Genomic DNA, 17112 nt, shown 5'->3' with positions numbered 1-17112 from the left:
CTAAGGTTGAAAATTGGGATTATTGATAAAACTTGTATCTGTCAAGGTTTTTAGAAAATTTATCAAATCTACTTTGTTTTGCTGGCTCAAACCTAATCCTATACCAACTTTTTTCATTAGTGGGTCAATAGTAGTTGAATTATGACCGCCAAAATTATAGTGTTCAATAACCTCTTCTAGGGTTTGAAATCTACCATCATGCATGTATGGTGCTGTGAGTTCGATATTTCTAAGAGATGGGCTTTTAAACTTGCCTTTATCATTAACATCTCTTGTAACATTAAACCTACCGTTGTCCATTTCTAATTCAGGGTCTAGACCATTGTTATGGAAATCATTACTTGTGAATAAAGGGTAGGAGTGACAGTGAAAACAATCCCCTTTTTCTGTGGTGAAAATTTCTTTACCTCTCAATTCAGATGGGGTAAGACTTGCTCTATAATCCAAGAATTTATCGAATTTAGAATCGGCAGAAATTAATGTTCTTTCAAATTGAGCAATGGCCTTAACAACGTAATTTGAATCAATAACTTCAATATTGAATGCCTCTCTAAACATGTTTTTGTAGGTGTCGTTTGCCATAAGCTTACGACTTACCTCTTGCCAACTGGGCGAATGTAATTCTATAAAGCTCGTAACAGGTCCAAAAGCTTGGTCTTCTAAAGTAACAGACCTGCCGTCCCAAAAGTTTGAAGTGTTCCATGCTGGATTTACAATGGTAGAAGCATTCATATCGCCCAAGACACCTTCTATACCAACACTAAATTGTACGGGGTCACTGAAAGAATTGGCCTGAAAATGACAATCAGCACAAGACATTGTGTTATCTCCTGAAAGAATAGGGTCGTAGAAAAGTTTTTTACCTAATTTAATACCTTCTTCTGTCATAGGGTTATCTGCTGGAATACTAGCTTGTGGAAAGCCCTTAGGTTTTTCTAAAACTACATAAGTAGGATTGTAAACAAATGGTTCTATATATGGGATATCTCTTTGACAAGAAAAGAGTATCAATGTTAAAAGTAGATATATGTATTTACTGAATTTCAAAGGTAGTAGAGAAGTTATCCATTAATAGCTGTGCTAGCTTAGAGTTAGTGCTTTGGTGTGGTAATTCTTCAGATAAATCAACAGAGTCAAAAATTTTGGATACATCTACATCAACTACCAAGGTGTTTGTATTTTCATGGGATATATTTATTGGTTTTTCTAAAGCTACATTTCTAAGCAAATCACTATGAGCCAAATGATAGGTTAATGGATAATAGTCATCGCCCACTAGGGTATCCATTTTGCCTTCTATCATTACAAAAATATAAGATGAGGGCTCCATAGCCCAAAAGGTATTTTGATTTAACCCTAACGGATGGTTCACATCATAATTTGCAGGGGTTGTGCTATTCTGTTCACTATTCAGTCCCAAATCAAAATACAAGCTATCAAACGTTCCTTCTTCTAAGTTAAAAGTTAGACTTTTGGAATTAGCATTATCTATGTCGTAGAGGTGAACTTCACTAAGAAATTTGTTCTCATCCGAAGACTTGAGTTGTAAATTACTTATGTAGAATTTAATTTTTTCAAGACGAAAACTATAATCTTGGCTTTGTATAGTATCGTATTTGCTAAAGGCTTGATTGCCATTTACTAGTCTGAAGTCTATGTTTAAGCTGCCGTTGTATAAGCAAGAGTTATCATCTTCATTAGCTGCACTATCATAATTTATAGCGTTGGCATCGGTGCAGCCAGGTTCTTTACAAGAGAAAATTGTCAGAAAAAGTCCGAATAAAAATAAGTTAAAAATATGGGAAATCTTCATAGGTACAAATATAACGATTATCTAGATTTAAATTTTAAACGTTGATGTTAAATGATTAATTGTGAAATGGACAAATTGTGAATAAATGTTGCTGATTTTAAGATTTTTTTTCTTTTTAATTATCTATTTTGCGAGTACAAATCGATGAGTAAAAACCTACACATATACCGTTCTTCTGCTGGCTCTGGAAAAACCTACTCATTGGTGCGTAATTTCATAGGAATGGCATTGATTGGTGATGGTAAAACATTTTACCCTCGTTATTTTAGACATATTTTAGCTATCACCTTTACCAACAAGGCGGCCTCTGAAATGAAAGAACGGGTATTATCGTTCATTTCCGATTTGTCAAAAGGAGTGGGGCAAGGAAAGACTAATTCATTTTTTAGTCACATACAGGAAGATACTTCTTTAAGCGATGAGGAAATCAAAACTCGCTCACAGCAGATTCTCACAGCTATATTACATAACTACACTGATTTATCCATTTCTACTATTGATAAGTTTGTTTTTCGTATTGTACGAACTTTCGCCCATGATTTGCAAATGGCTCAATCCTTTGAGGTAGAGATGGATAAAGATTTGCTAATACAACCAACAGTATCTTTTTTAATTAGTCGAATAGGAACAAATAAAGAAGTGTCTGATGCTTTGGTAGCATTTGCTTTGAGCAAGGCAGATGAAGGTAAGAGTTATAATCTTGAAAATGCTCTTGAACAGTTTGCTAAACATTTATTTATCGAAAAATCTGAGAAGTTTATTAGTTCACTCAATGATGTAAGTATTTCCGATTGTTTGGAAGTAAAGAACGATTTATTATCAGAAATCGATGCTTTTGAACAGATATTGTTAAATAAAAGAACGGAATTCTTAGCTTTTTGCAAAACCTTCAATCTAGGTCCAAAAGACTTTACGAGAGGTTCATTTTACAATTATTTTAATAATTTTAGAAAACGTTCTTCAGATAAATTCTTCCCTTCAGACACATTACAGAAAAATGTAGCCGATAACAAATGGTGTGCCAATTCGGTAGATGAGGATAAAAAAGAAATTATAATTAATCACGCTGATTTTCTAACCGCTCTTTTTGACGATGTACAAAAGCATTTAAGAGTAGGATTTAAGGATTATATTTTCAATAAGCTCTTGTTAAACAATATCTTTTCAATAGCAGTGCTTAATGAGTTGTCAAAGGAATTGGAACAGTTTAAAGAAGAAAATAACGTTAAGCATATTTCAGAATTTAACAATGCCATTGCGGAAATAATCCGTAAAGAACCCACGCCATTTATTTATGAAAGGTTAGGAGAGAGGTATCATCATTTTTTGATAGATGAATTTCAAGATACTTCGGTAATGCAATGGCATAATTTATTGCCTTTGGTTCATAACTCTTTATCTGAGGGTTATCAGAACCTTATTGTAGGCGATGCTAAGCAATCCATTTACCGATGGCGAGGGGGTGAGGTAGAACAATTTGTTCAGTTGCCAGAACATATCTTTCAATCTGAATTATTGCCAAACCCAGATGAATTGAATAACAGTTTATTGAACAATGCTGAGGAAAAAGTATTGTCGGACAATTGGAGAAGTGATAAAGAGATAGTACAATTTAATAATGCTTTCTTTAATAATTTAAAGAGCATCATTAGTCCAGATTTACAAGCCATATATGAATCTAGCGAACAAAACCCTAAAGGGAAAGATGGTGGGTATATACATATCGATTTGACCCCTGATACCAAAAGCTTTAAATCCGATGTAATGGATAAGATTATACAACAGATAGAGGTGTTGAGGTCTATGAATTACGATTTTAAGGATATGGCTATTTTGTGTAGATCTGGAAAAGAAGCATGTCAAGCAGCAGAAAGTCTAAACCGGGCAGGAGTGAATGTTTTATCAGATGAGGCTTTATTATTGAGTGCCTCAAAAGATGTGAATTTCATTTTAGCTGTATTGGCATATTTGCATAATACTCAGGATAAAGTGTCCCAAACTTATATAATTAGTTATTTATACTACAATAATGAAAATGATGATTACAACTTGCACCAAGTTTTGGAGTCAATTGGTAAAGGCGATAGACGTGTATTTAATGACTTTATTACATCTTTAGGAATTGATTTCCAACCACAAGCACTTTGGGAATTGGCTATATATGATTTGGTAGAACGATTAATACATGTCTTTAAACTTTCTTCAACAGATATTTACCTTCATTATTTTCTAGATACTATACATAAGTTCTCTATAAAAAATAGTAACGATATAGTGGCATTTTTAGAATGGTGGGACAAAAACCAAGATAAAGAAGCTATTGTAGTACCTGACGATATGGATGCCGTAAAAGTAATGACTGTACACAAGTCTAAGGGTTTAGAATTTCCAATAGTGTTTATTCCCTTTAATTGGAAGGTAGGTAAGGCAAGTGAAGAGTTATGGGTTGATGCCAAAGGCAAAATAAAGAAAATGAAAGTGGCATTATTGAAGAATAGTCAGCAATTAGAACGTTCAGAATATGCCGAGATTCATAAAGAGGAGAAAAATAAAGCCATAATGGACGATTTGAATGTTCTGTATGTGGCTATGACTCGAGCTAAGCAACAGTTATACATCTATACTGCTGAATATAAAAACCTAGATGATTTTAATACACTAAGTAAGTTAATTGGTTATTACTTTCAAAGTACAACAGATGAATTCCCAATTAGTGTAGGAAAGTTAGAGCCTAAATCAGATAAAAAAGCCATTGATAACTTGGCGCTTAATTTAAATTATTCTTCTTTATCTGATTGGAGGAAGACCATTCGTCTAAAGAACAATTCCAATCAATTATGGGATATCAATTTAGATAGACAACAATGGGGGAGTTTGTTGCACGAATGTTTGGCTCAGATTCATTATCCAAAAGATAAGGAGGAAGTACTTGATAAATTAGAACGTAACGGCTTAGTATCAGTAGAGATGAAAAGTAAGCTTAGAAAAAGAGTTGAGGAATTGCTAAATGATGAACAGCTAAGACCATTCTTTTTAGAAGATTGGGAAGTGAAAACTGAACAAATTATTTTACAAGAAAGTGGCGAAAGTTATGTGCCAGATCGACTTTTAATTAAGAATAATAAAGTAAAAATTATTGACTACAAGACGGGCTCGACTTCTCAAATGGAAAAGCATAAAAATCAAGTAGATGGATATTATAAAGCATTGAAAAAGATGGGTTTTAATGAAATATCTAAATATATAATTTATACTGAAGAAAACGATAAAATAGTACAGTGGTAAAGCCTTTTTTAGAACATATCGCTCAACAAATTTTGGATAAAGGTAATACCGACAGACTAACGGTTGTGTTGCCCTCAAAACGTTCCATAGTATTTCTAAAACATTATTTGTCTAAGTACATTTCTAAGCCCATTTGGTTGCCCAAAATTTATTCGATTGAAGATTTTATTACTGAGCTTTCAGGACTACATACTATTGATAATTTGAGTTTGCAGTTTCGCCTCTATGAAATATTTGATGCCAATAGACCAGATAATAATGACGATAATTTTGAGCAATTTCTAAAATGGAGTCAAACTATATTGTACGACTTCAATGAAATGGATAGATATTTGGTTGATACCCAAGCTCTATTGACTAACCTTAGAGATATTAAAGAGTTAGAACAATGGAGTTTAAATAGTGCTGAATTAACTCCATTTCAAGAGAAATATGTTCAGTTTTTTGCTTATTTGTATGATTGGTATACAACATTTAAGGCTTCTTTACTCAAAGATAATTTGGCTTATCAAGGTTTGGCATATCGTCAAGCTGCCGATTCTATAGTTAATTTAAAACACGATTTTGATGAGGTTTGGTTTGTTGGTTTAAATGCTCTTACAACCGCTGAAAACAGAATAGTGAATCACTTTGTGACTCATAAAAATGCTAAATTGTTTTGGGACGCTGATGCCCATTATGTAGAAAACGATAAACACGAGGGAGGACTTTTTCTAAGACAACATTTTCAACAATGGGGAAATGCTAAACTTAGTCGCTTTTTTGAAAACGATAAAACCATAGATATAATAGGGTGCGCTAAGAATGTAGGACAAGCACGTACTGCGGGTCATTTGTTAGCCAACTTTCCTAAAGGAGATTTGACTGATAGTCAAACGGCACTAGTACTTGCAGACGAAAACTTATTATTTCCTGTGTTGAATAATTTGCCTGATTCAATTCAGAGTGTAAATATAACCATGGGTGCGCCAATAAGTAGTACACCTTTGTTTAGTTTGGTTGATTTACTCTTTAAAACTCAGTTGAAGAAACAGCAATACGGTAAAAATAAATTCCATTCGAAAGACATTCAAAAACTTCTTAGAAATCCATATTTGAGCCGTCTGATAGATTCCTCTAAATTGATGGCAATCAATCACCATTTGAATAAAAAAAATATTGTTTTTGTTTCAACTTCTTCTCTGAAAAAAGTTGTTAACGATGATAGCCAATGGGATATTCTTGCTTTCATCTTGGGCGATTGGTCGGATACCACTTTAGCCATTCATAACATTAAGCTTTTGCTAGATAAATTAAAAAACCAATTGGTTAAGCAAGAGGCAAGTGTAGAATCTGAAATTTTATTTTCTTTTTACAAATCCATTCAGATATTAGAAAACCATTTGATAGATTTTAAAGGAGATATGGATTTAAAGACGCTAAGAGCCATCTTTTTCCAAATCATAGGCAAAGAGTCCATTGCTTTTATGGGAGAACCGCTTAACGGCTTACAAATGATGGGAGTGCTAGAAACACGTACACTTGACTTTAAGAATGTTATTATTATGAGTGTTAACGAAGAAAAATTACCTGCTGGTAAGTCCGTCAATTCGTTTATTCCTTTTGTATTGAAAAAGCATTTTAAGATGCCTACACACGAAGAAAGAGATGCTATTTTTGGGTATCACTTTTATAGATTACTTCAACGTGCAGAACATGTTTCCTTGATATATAACACCCAAAACGATGATTTTGGAAGCGGTGAAAAAAGCCGATTCATTACTCAAATTATCAATGAGTTAGACCATCTTCAGATTAATGAAAAGGTCTTGCAATCGGAGGTTAATAGTGTAAACTCAATAGAGCCTATTATCATTGATAAATCAGAAACTATAAAAGGAAAACTCGAGGAATGGGCAGCTAAAAGGGTGTCGCCAACGGCCCTAACTACCTTTATAAATTGTAGGTTGCAATTTTATTTCAAATACATCGCTAAAATATATCCACAAGATGAGATTGAGGAATTTATGGAAGCCAATTCTTTTGGTACAATTATACACGAGGCTCTGTGCGAAGCCTACTCTCCACATCTGTATGCACCTTTAAGACCTCAATTGTTAGATGAAATCAAGAATACCACTTTGATGGCTATAACAGAAGGTTTTCAAAAAGAAGTAGGAGATCGTATGAATCACGGTAAAAATCATTTGTTGTATCAAGTAGCACAACGACTTACCTCAAATTACTTTGAGGCTGAACAGCATTTTTTATCTGAATGTGAAGAATCCTTTTTTGTTACCGATGTAGAGCGTTCTCTTTCTTACCCTATAAATGTCAATGGTATAGAGTTTAACTTGTTTGGAAATGTGGATAGGGTAGATAGAGTAGGTGATTCTGTGCGAATTATTGATTATAAATCGGGAAAAGTTGAACAAAAAGACCTAAGTTTTAAGTCATTTCAAGAATTAAGAGAAAACCCCAAAAAAGCTAAAGCCTTTCAACTGATGACATACGCCTATTTGTATGCCAAGACTGTAATGAATGACAGTAGTTTTACGGCTGCTAACTATTCGTTAAGAAATTTAGACGATGGACCTATCTTTGTAAAGCTAGATAAAACAATACTCAAAATGGACGCTTTAGTAATGGAAAAATTCGAAGAAGAATTGGAAATTCTATTATCGACCATAGTAGAAGATGAAAAAGAATTTTATCCTACTGAAAATAAAGATGCTTGTCAATGGTGCGATTTTAAATCGGTGTGTGGTAGGTAATTATAATCTAGTAAGCTGTGATTTGAGAAGATAAACTAGAGTCGTAGTCTATTATCAAATGCCTCAACCCCATATCTATAGCTTGTTGGTAATTACTTTTGTTAATACCATACACTACTTTACGGGGCATTAAATTTTGTTCATTTAAAAACTTTATATGCTTGTCATCTACTTCTGAGAAAAAACTAGCAAAATAATCTGGTTTTAAAGACGATGGTATGAGGTAATAAGTCCATTCTTTTCCTTTATTAAAACCTTCCAAAACAGTTTTAATCTGGGGTATTTTATGCTTTAAGTAGGCTAAAAACAAGATGTTGGCATCAGCAAGAAGTACACGTTCATATGCTTGATGTTTTTCCATCAAAGCCAATAGGCTATCTGCAATGGTTTTGTTAGTTGTTTTGAAATCTAGATAGAGGTATTGAAAATCTGACGATAATCTAAGTAGTTCATCTAAAGATAGTACATATTGCTCACTAATTTCGTTGTTGTGTATAATGGCTTTAGTTTCGATTTCACTCCATATCAAGTCTTCTATGTTCTGGTCTATTCCTAGTAACCTTTTGGCATTTTTATCGTGAAAAATGATGAGTTTATTGTCTTTGGTGAATTGCACATCGCACTCAATGGAATTAAAACCGAGAGTTTGAGATTGTTTGAAACCCTGCCAAGAATTTTCAGCAAATTCAGCTAAGCCTCTATGTGCAAATAGCATTTTATCAGTGCTGCTAAAGTCATGATTATTATCTTCATCATTATTGAAATCCACGAATGCAATTAGGATAAGAATAGCACAAATAAAAAGAATACTTTTTATGATGGTCTTCATTACGAACAGTTGTTAAGGAATTTGCAATTTACATCAATCTATTCTATTAGAAAGTGGTAAAATAAAAAAACCCACTCTGAAGTAGAGTGGGTTTGCAGCCCCTAGGAGAATCGAACTCCTGTTTCCAGGATGAAAACCTGGCGTCCTAACCACTAGACGAAGGGGCCAGTGTATTAGTCCTTAAAAAAGGCGAGTGCAAATATAATATCTTTTGTATTTCTACAAAGAAGTTGAACAAAAAAAAGAAATTATTTTTCGTTGCTGAACTTGAAACCTAGTTTTTTGGCTGTTTTGAGCTTCATATTTTGGCTCATTTGATTGATTTGATCTAGACTAACTACTTGGACATCTTTAAAGGAAGGTGTGACAAGTTCAAAGTCCATAGCGTGCAACATTAACTCGTGTACGATATTTTTTAAAATATTCTTATCTAAAACGTCGTTTTGAAAGTTGTTGTATAAAAATCTCATTCTTCCATCACCTTCCGTAAAAAAGTGCTGTTCTTTATTAATAAATAGCCTTCCTATCATATAGCCTAAGTCATTTATTCTATTGTATTTGAAGCTATCGCTTAAAAAATTATAGACGTTTATAACACCACAGTAAGCTTTGTATTCGTCTTTTTTAACGTAGCTAGAATTCCAAATCTGATGACTTTTCTCAAAGGAGAAGGTATTGGTGTGCATGTGAAAAATTAGGGTGTCACCCGAAAATTTAAGCTCAATTTCAAATTCTCCTTTATCTGTGTACTTAATTTCTACATGTTTGTCCACCGGTGACACATTATTGGACAATTCTTCTGAAAGCTCACTAACGACCTCTTTTAGCATTTCAAAAGATGATTTACATACTCTATAAACTTCTTGTTTAGTAGCAGCTTTCTTAGTGAGTCTATTGATGATTTTTTCAGATGAATCCATTAGTATGCTTTTGCAAATATTACTTTTTGTGAAGAAGGCTTATCGCTATATATACATTTTCCTGCTTCGGCTTTATTGTTAAGAGGAATACAACGGATAGTAGCTTTGGTTTCTTCTTTAATTTTTTGTTCGGTTTCTCCTGTACCGTCCCAATGTGCATAAACAAAACCAGCATCTTTTGAGATAAGCTCTTTAAAGTGATTCCAATCCTTAGCGTGATGAGTATTGTCATCTCGATAGGTTTGAGCTTTTAATAGTAGAGTTTCTTGAATTTTTTCTAGTAGGTTAGCAATTTTATTACTCAAATCACTAGTGCTGACCGTTTCTTTCTCTAAAGTATCACGTCTGGCCAATTCAACAGTACCATTTTCTAAATCTCTTGGACCTATGGCAATACGTAAGGGTACACCTTTAAATTCGTATTCCGAAAATTTCCATCCCGGTTTGTGTGTATCTCTGTCGTCGTATTTTACTGATATTCCGATTTTTTCTAAGTCATTTTTGATTTTTACAGCCTCTTCACTGATTTGCTGTAATTGTTCGTCACCTTTGTAAATTGGAACAATGACAACTTGAAAAGGAGCTAGTTTCGGTGGTAATACCAGTCCATTGTCGTCTGAATGTGTCATTACTAGAGCACCCATTAATCTAGTGGAAACACCCCAAGATGTCGCCCAAACGTGTTCTAACTTACCTTCTTTACTTGTAAATTTCACATCAAAGGCTTTCGCAAAATTTTGACCTAAAAAGTGTGAGGTTCCTGCTTGTAAAGCTTTGCCGTCCTGCATTAAGGCTTCAATACAATAGGTTTCTAATGCACCGGCAAAACGTTCGTTAGCACTTTTTAAACCTTTAATTACTGGCATAGCCATAAAATCTTCTGCAAATCGAGCGTAAACTTCAATCATTTGTTCAGTCTCTTCAATGGCTTCTTGCTTGGTAGCGTGTGCTGTATGTCCTTCTTGCCATAAAAATTCGGCTGTTCTTAAGAATAAACGGGTTCTCATTTCCCAACGCACAACATTTGCCCATTGATTTACTAAAATTGGTAAATCTCTGTAGGATTGAATCCAGCCTTTGTAGGTATCCCAAATAATTGTTTCAGAAGTAGGACGTACGATAAGTTCTTCTTCTAACTTAGCATCTGGGTCGACCACGACACTCTTACCGTCTTCACTATTTTTTAAACGGTAGTGTGTAACAACGGCACATTCTTTAGCAAAACCTTCTACGTGCTCAGCTTCTTTACTCAAATATGACTTTGGAATGAATAAAGGGAAATAAGCGTTGGAGTGACCAGTTTCTTTGAACATTCTATCCAACTCCTGTTGCATTTTTTCCCAAATGGCAAAACCATAGGGCTTAATAACCATACAGCCTCGAACACCTGAGCTTTCAGCTAAGTCTGCCTTCACCACTAATTCATTGTACCATTTTGAATAATCTTCTGCCCTTGACGTAAAATTCTTTGCCATTTTTTAATTTGAAAGTTTGTTTGTAATTTTACAGTTAATAATGCGTTATCTATAATGCTAAGCAAAATTAAACTTTTTGATGAATTGCCTAAAGATTATACGTATCATTTAAATTGTAACATTATGAAACCTATTCAGCTCCTTTTTTTATTTCTAATATTTATTTTTTCATCTTGTATTACTATCGAGACAACTTCATCAGGTTTCAAAGATGAAATATATTATACGGCTGACCAATATGCCCAAGTAGCAGAGAAAGAAGAACAAGAGCAACAATCTTTTGAGGAGGAACAAGTACAAGATTCAGATGATAATGAAGAAAATTATTATGACGAATATTCATCTGACGACTATTACGACTACGGATACTCTGCACGTTTAAGACGTTTTCATGGTCCTACTTTTGGTTTTAGTTATTACAATAATTACTATACTAATTCCTTTTGGTATTCAGGCTATCCGGCTCATTGTGGAGTGAGTATATATTATGGTTATAATTTTTGGAATCCACATTATTACGATCCTTTTTATAGCTTTTATGCTTACAGCCCCTATTATTACAATCCTTTTTACTACAACCATTTTTATCCTCATCATCATTATAACCATCATCACGGTGGTATTTATGCCTATAATTCTTACCCTACATACTACAATTCGTATGATAATAACAGTATCTATTATGGACCTAGAGAAAATAATAAAAATAAGACCCCAGAAACTTTTGCTAATCGCTACATAAGTCAGGTTAAAAATAGAGTGCCTGAACAAGCAACCAAAGTCAATGATTTTGATAGAAAGCCTAATAACAACTTTCAATATTCCAATGGCTTAGATAATAAAAAACCAAGCTACACTAATAATAATAGCGACTTAGATAATAAGGTTAACTCAAACTATAGTATTTCTAATAATCCTAATTTTTCCAAGCCTGTTAGTAATAAACCGTCTAATAAGCCAACATATAGCAAGCCAGTAAGTAATAATCCTAAACCTATTAGTAATAAAAAACCTAGTTATTCTAAACCAATCAAAGATAACAAGCCTAACGATTATAATAATCCTAAACCCAGCAGAACCTATTCTAAGCCAACGTTTAACTCTTCGCCAAGAAATTCTTCGCCAAGTAGAGGAGGTTCTAATAATTCAGGAAGAAGACCTAGATAACATATATTATGAGAAAAGAAATTTTAAGTTTTTTAGCACTATTTATTGTTGTAACAACTACAGCTCAAACGCATGAAGATGCTTTGTTGTTTTCTGAAAATGCAGTAGTCGGAACAGCCCGTACAGCCGCAATGTCCAATGCTTTTGGTGCTTTAGGTGCAGATTTGTCAACACTTAGTACTAACCCTGCTGGTCTTGGAGTTTATCAATCCTATGAATTTGCTTTTTCTTTGAATCTAGGTGGTATAGATATGGCATCTTACTATTTGAATAATAAAATTACAAATAGTTCGGGTAACTTCAACATTCCATCTGTAGGTTTAGTAACGCCTTTGAAATCGAGTGCAACTTCGGATTGGAGAAGAACAAATTTAGGTTTCGCCTATAATACCACTAAGATATTTAAAGCCAATACCATACAATCGGCTTACAACCCCAATTCATCATTAGTAGATGTGTTTTATGCTTTTGCTGATGGATACCGTTTAGATGATTTAGACCCTTTCTTTGAATTAGCTGCTTTTGATACGGACTTAATTGATTTACAGGTTGATTCAAACGGTTGGATTGATGATGGTAATTACTTTAGGGAAGTTCAGACAGGACAAGATCAATTTAAACAAACTCATACTTTTGGTTCAATGGGCGAGTTTGCCATAAGTTATGCCGGCTCATATATGGAAAAATTATACTTGGGAGCTACTTTAGGTTTGACTTCTATTGAGTACACCAAAAAATCAAGATATAATGAAAGAAATTTTGCCGATACGTCATCTACGGTAGAATATTTTGATATGTATGAAAATCAATTTACTACTGGCAGCGGTGTCAATCTTAAATTAGGTGCTATATACAGAGCAAGTGATAATCTAAGATTAGGTGTAGCTTGGCATTCGCCAACCTTAAACGAAATGCACGATGAATGGGAAATGGTGCTTAGAACACAGCACAACAATGATAGCACCTATTCATATACCTATACCTCGCCATATGGTGTTTACGATTATACCATTACTACTCCAATGAAATTTATAGGTTCTGCTGCTTTAGTATTGGATAATATTCTGTTAAGTGGTGATTTAGAGTATGTAGATTATGCAACTATGAGTATAGACGGTGATAATTTTGATTATTTTAACAATCAACAAAACATCATTGAAAGTAATTATATATCGGTTGTTAACGCTCGTTTTGGAGCTGAACTAAACTTATCACCTTTTGTTATAAGAGCTGGATATGCTCAAGTTAAATCTCCTTATACTGATGCCTCAACTTTAAATACGTATAGAGATGAGCGAAAATCATATTCATTTGGGCTAGGTAAGAGAAATCAATTCAGTTATTTTGATTTAGCTTATGTGTTCTCTGAATATTCTAATTCAGCATCGCTTTACAACACTTATTTTGAACCAGCTCATAGAGTAACAACAACGGCTTATAACCTTGTTTTTACAATGGGTTGGAAATTTTAGTTCAAACGATTTAGTCCTGCTTTAGCTTTTTGTTCTATTCCTTGCTCGTATTGATGGTCTTTCATTTCAATACAAATATTGAAGTAGCGTTTAGCCTCATTTATATTGTTAGACTTTTCATATAAAAGAGCAATTTGTAAGGCTGCTTTAGCAGCAAAATAATAAGGTTCTTCAGAACCTGCTAAGACAGTTTTTTTATAATATTTAATAGCGACTTCGTCTTTGCTCATTTGTTCCATGCATCTTCCGTATCTGTAGAAATATTCTAAATTGTTTTTAGAGTGATTAAAGAAGTTATGAGACTTGATTTTTTCTAATTCTTCAACAGCTAATTTAGAGTAACCTCCGTCAAAAAACAGACGTGCTTTAAGAAGATTGATGTGTGGTGCTTTAGAGGTATTATAATAAGATTGTGCTTCTTTATCGGCATCGACTTGTTTGCCATCTAGACTGTTAATTCTATTTTTATAATACTCATATTTTTCATTGTTACCATTAATGTGGTGGTGCCAACTCATTCGCATTAGAGCTGATTTTTTATAATTTATTCCTTTAAAATTAAGAAGATAATTTTCAAAATGCACTAAACAATTATTATCCATCTTATTTTGTTTGTTTATGCCAAGTAAATAATCCAAATAGTGAAAAGGGTAGTGGTCTTTTTCTACTTTTCTATTTTCCAGAATTTGTATGGCTAAATCATTTTGTCCTAACTTACTGGCTATTCTACTTGAGGCAAAATTGAGTAGGAGATATTCCTTGGTTTGTAATTCAGATAGTAGTTTTTGTAAATCAGCTTTATTATTATCAAGATTCATCTTTAGAAAAGCATATAAAAAATAGCTTTCTTCGAGCATAATTTCAAAGTCTTTGTTAGTCTTCATCTCTTGAATAGCTTCATTCATTAAGCTTAAACCTGAATTAATGTTGCCTTCCATACCTATAATAGACAGAATCCAATTGTACTGTTCAGGGACACTACCTATCAAAGTATAAAGAAGTCCTAAACTTTTTTTATTGGGTATGAAGTTAGGATATAATTTGTTGTTTTCTTGGATTAGCCTGTAGGCTTTATTAATCTCAAAAGCAGCCGTAAAGTATTCACCAAATTTTAATCTACTAGCAGCCCATTGTAAGTTTATTTCTGCTTGACTGTATAAATTCCATGGTGATAAAGATTTATCGCTTTCTATAAGGTCTAACCTTGAATCTTTATTTTTTTTAAGTTTTTCGAAATCTGATTGTTCTTCGCCAATTTGTATTTTGAGATAGTCGCTATAGTTTTCAATAAAGTAAATAAGGGTATTGTTAGGATTTTCTTTTTTCTCTTTCTTTAATAGTAAGTGGGCTTTATCAAACTTTAATTGAATGCTTAGATTGTATGCTTCTTTACAGTTTTTATTCCACAAAAAGTCGGCAAATGTACTTTTCGAGATTAATAATAGGGTGAATATGATTAGAGAATAACGCATAAAAAAAGGGATTCTAAAATATTAGAATCCCTACAAATTTATATTAAAAAATATTAAGCTTCAGCAGTTTCGAACATTTGAGAATCAATAAGTATTCTTCCACAGTGTTCACAAACGATAATTTTTTTGTGAGCTTTGATATCCAATTGTCTTTGTGGTGGTATTTTACTAAAGCAACCTCCACAAGCATCTCTTTGAACAGATACTACTGCTAAACCATTTCTAGAATTTTTACGAATTCTTTTGTAAGCAGATAACAATCTTTCATCAACAACCTTTTCAGCTTGTTCTGACTTTTTAAGAAGAGATTTTTCTTCTTTTTCTGTTTCAGAAACTATATTTTCCAACTCTTTTTTCTTCTCTTCGAAAATTTCTTTTCTCTCTTTATATTGTTCAGAAGCTACTCCTTTTGTTTCGTTCAAAAACTCGATTTTAGCGAGAGTATCATTAATTTTTTTGTTAGCTAATTCGATTTCAAGATTTTGGAATTCTATCTCTTTACTTAAAGAGTCATATTCTCTATTGTTTTTGATACTATCTAGTTGTTTGTTGTATTTTTTAACCAGTTCTTCAGCTTCTTTAATTGCTAACTTTCTAGAAGAAACGAATTTTTCTTTGTCTTCAAGGTCAGTGTCGATTTTACCAATACGTGTCTCTAATCCTTTTAGATCATCTTCTAAATCTTGAACTTCTAAAGGCAATTCTCCTCTTACGGTTCTTATCTTGTCAATTTCAGAATCGATGGTTTGTAATTGGTGTAAAGCATGTAGCTTATCTTCAATTGAAAATTCTTTTGTTGCAGCTTTCTTTTTTGCCATTATTACATGTAGTTGATAGGGTTCGTATTTATGCTTGATAAATGGGTGGCAAACTTAGTAAATTTTTCGTTAAGAATTTCACTTAAAAGCTCTTTAGTAAATTGTTCGCTTTCATAATGCCCAATATCAGCAATAATAATATCGTTTTCAGCATCAAAAAATTCGTGATATTTAAAGTCTGCTGTTATGAAAATATCGGCTTTTACTCTTTTAGCATCATCTAGTAAAAATGAACCAGACCCACCGCATACGGCAACAGTTTCTATGTGTTCTTTATGTAATTCAGTGTATCTAACGCAATCTGTTTGCATAAGCTTTTTTAAATGCTTTAGAAAGTCATTCGTTTTCATTGGAGTTTTTAACTTTCCATACAAACCCGAGCCAATATTTTGATTTACATTATCTAAAAGGTGTATTTCATATGCTACCTCTTCATAAGGGTGCTCACTAAATAGAGTGTCTAAAATTCTATTTTGAAGATATGAGGGGAGTATCATCTCTATTTTTTCTTCTTTTTCGGTATGTAGTACGTTTTTTTGTCCCAAGGTAGGTTTACTATCATTGTTACCCATAAATGTTCCTTGTCCAATCGTGCTAAAACTACAATGGCTATAATTTCCAATATTTCCAGCACCTGCTTCCCACAGTAAATCTTTTAAGCGTTGAGCGTCTGAAACAGGACAATAGAAGCTTAGTTTTTTAATAAAATCTTTTTTAGGTCTTAAGATTTTGGTGTTTTCCAATCCTATTTTTTTAGCTATAACAGCATTAACACCGTCTTTAATATTGTCCAAATTGGTATGTATAGCGTAAATAGCAATGTCATTTTTAATGGCTTTTATTATGGTTCGTTCTACATAATTTTTGCCAACTATAGATTTTAATCCACTAAACACAATAGGGTGATGTGCAACTATCAAATTACATGATTTAGCAACTGCTTCGTCAACCACTTCTTCGGTACAATCAAGACATACCAATACATTGTTTACGTTCCATGATTTATCACCAGTAATAAAGCCAGAATTATCATAATCTTCTTGCAAGTAGAGTGGTGCTAAACTTTCTAGGTATTCAGTGATTTCATTTATTTTCATAAATTCAAAAA

General features: G+C 33.2%; 12 protein-coding genes and 1 tRNA gene. 4 read left to right on the top strand and 9 right to left on the bottom strand.

Annotated elements, in window-relative coordinates; translation table 11 throughout:
- Both ISP71_05945 and ISP71_05940 read right to left on the bottom strand, forming a co-directional pair.
- Positions 1 to 1047 carry a c-type cytochrome gene (locus ISP71_05945; GenBank protein ID MBL6663631.1) on the bottom strand — a complete coding sequence of 349 codons (1047 nt, stop codon included), beginning with the start codon at positions 1045 to 1047 and terminating at the stop codon, positions 1 to 3.
- Positions 1034 to 1813 (bottom strand): hypothetical protein, encoded by a 780-nt coding sequence (locus ISP71_05940; GenBank protein MBL6663630.1) that lies wholly within the window; start codon positions 1811 to 1813, stop codon positions 1034 to 1036. Before ISP71_05940 ends, ISP71_05945 begins: the two co-directional genes overlap by 14 nt.
- 144 nt (positions 1814 to 1957) lie before the next feature.
- Between ISP71_05940 and ISP71_05935 the strand changes: the two genes are divergently transcribed.
- Both ISP71_05935 and ISP71_05930 read left to right on the top strand, forming a co-directional pair.
- Positions 1958 to 5098: a UvrD-helicase domain-containing protein gene (locus ISP71_05935; GenBank protein ID MBL6663629.1), complete on the top strand. Its 3141-nt coding sequence runs from the start codon at positions 1958 to 1960 to the stop codon at positions 5096 to 5098.
- Entirely contained in the window at positions 5092 to 7851 is a 2760-nt protein-coding gene (locus ISP71_05930; GenBank protein ID MBL6663628.1) for a PD-(D/E)XK nuclease family protein, read from the top strand. The genes ISP71_05935 and ISP71_05930 overlap by 7 nt, the downstream gene beginning before the upstream one ends.
- A gap of 7 nt (positions 7852 to 7858) precedes the next feature.
- Here the strand turns inward: ISP71_05930 and ISP71_05925 are convergent, their stop codons facing one another.
- From ISP71_05925 to ISP71_05910, 4 genes are all read right to left on the bottom strand, one after another.
- The gene (locus ISP71_05925; protein ID MBL6663627.1) at positions 7859 to 8680 is read right to left on the bottom strand and encodes a hypothetical protein; all 822 of its coding nucleotides are present in this window, start codon (positions 8678 to 8680) and stop codon (positions 7859 to 7861) included.
- A 95-nt stretch (positions 8681 to 8775) separates the two neighbouring features.
- Positions 8776 to 8847, bottom strand: a tRNA-Glu gene (locus ISP71_05920).
- A gap of 81 nt (positions 8848 to 8928) precedes the next feature.
- A complete protein-coding gene (locus ISP71_05915; protein MBL6663626.1) occupies positions 8929 to 9600 on the bottom strand; it encodes a hypothetical protein in 672 nt (223 codons plus the stop codon).
- A complete protein-coding gene (locus ISP71_05910; protein ID MBL6663625.1) occupies positions 9600 to 11075 on the bottom strand; it encodes a proline--tRNA ligase in 1476 nt (491 codons plus the stop codon). Before ISP71_05910 ends, ISP71_05915 begins: the two co-directional genes overlap by 1 nt.
- 123 nt (positions 11076 to 11198) lie before the next feature.
- On the opposite strand from ISP71_05910, the gene ISP71_05905 reads away from it, so the two are divergent.
- Together ISP71_05905 and ISP71_05900 are read left to right on the top strand one after the other, a co-directional pair.
- Positions 11199 to 12242, top strand: a complete 1044-nt coding sequence (locus tag ISP71_05905) for a hypothetical protein (GenBank protein MBL6663624.1) — start codon at positions 11199 to 11201, stop codon at positions 12240 to 12242.
- Positions 12243 to 12250: 8 nt separating this feature from the next.
- Entirely contained in the window at positions 12251 to 13714 is a 1464-nt protein-coding gene (locus tag ISP71_05900) for a hypothetical protein (GenBank protein ID MBL6663623.1), read from the top strand.
- On the opposite strand, the gene ISP71_05895 is transcribed toward ISP71_05900, so the two are convergent.
- From ISP71_05895 to ISP71_05885, 3 genes are read right to left on the bottom strand one after another with little or no spacing between them, the layout of a single operon-like run.
- Entirely contained in the window at positions 13711 to 15186 is a 1476-nt protein-coding gene (locus ISP71_05895) for a hypothetical protein (GenBank protein ID MBL6663622.1), read from the bottom strand. The genes ISP71_05900 and ISP71_05895 overlap by 4 nt on opposite strands.
- A 53-nt stretch (positions 15187 to 15239) precedes the next feature.
- On the bottom strand, positions 15240 to 16004 hold the full coding sequence (locus tag ISP71_05890) for a hypothetical protein (GenBank protein MBL6663621.1): 765 nt from the start codon (positions 16002 to 16004) through the stop codon (positions 15240 to 15242).
- A 2-nt stretch (positions 16005 to 16006) separates the two neighbouring features.
- Positions 16007 to 17101 carry a Nif3-like dinuclear metal center hexameric protein gene (locus ISP71_05885; protein ID MBL6663620.1) on the bottom strand — a complete coding sequence of 365 codons (1095 nt, stop codon included), beginning with the start codon at positions 17099 to 17101 and terminating at the stop codon, positions 16007 to 16009.
- Between the last annotated feature and the right edge of the window lie 11 nt (positions 17102 to 17112).

Source organism: Flavobacteriales bacterium (assembly GCA_016779995.1).
Taxonomy (GTDB): domain Bacteria; phylum Bacteroidota; class Bacteroidia; order Flavobacteriales; family UBA7312; genus UBA8444.
Note: the sequence above shows the minus strand (reverse complement) of the source record. Positions and strands in the feature narration are given on the sequence as shown.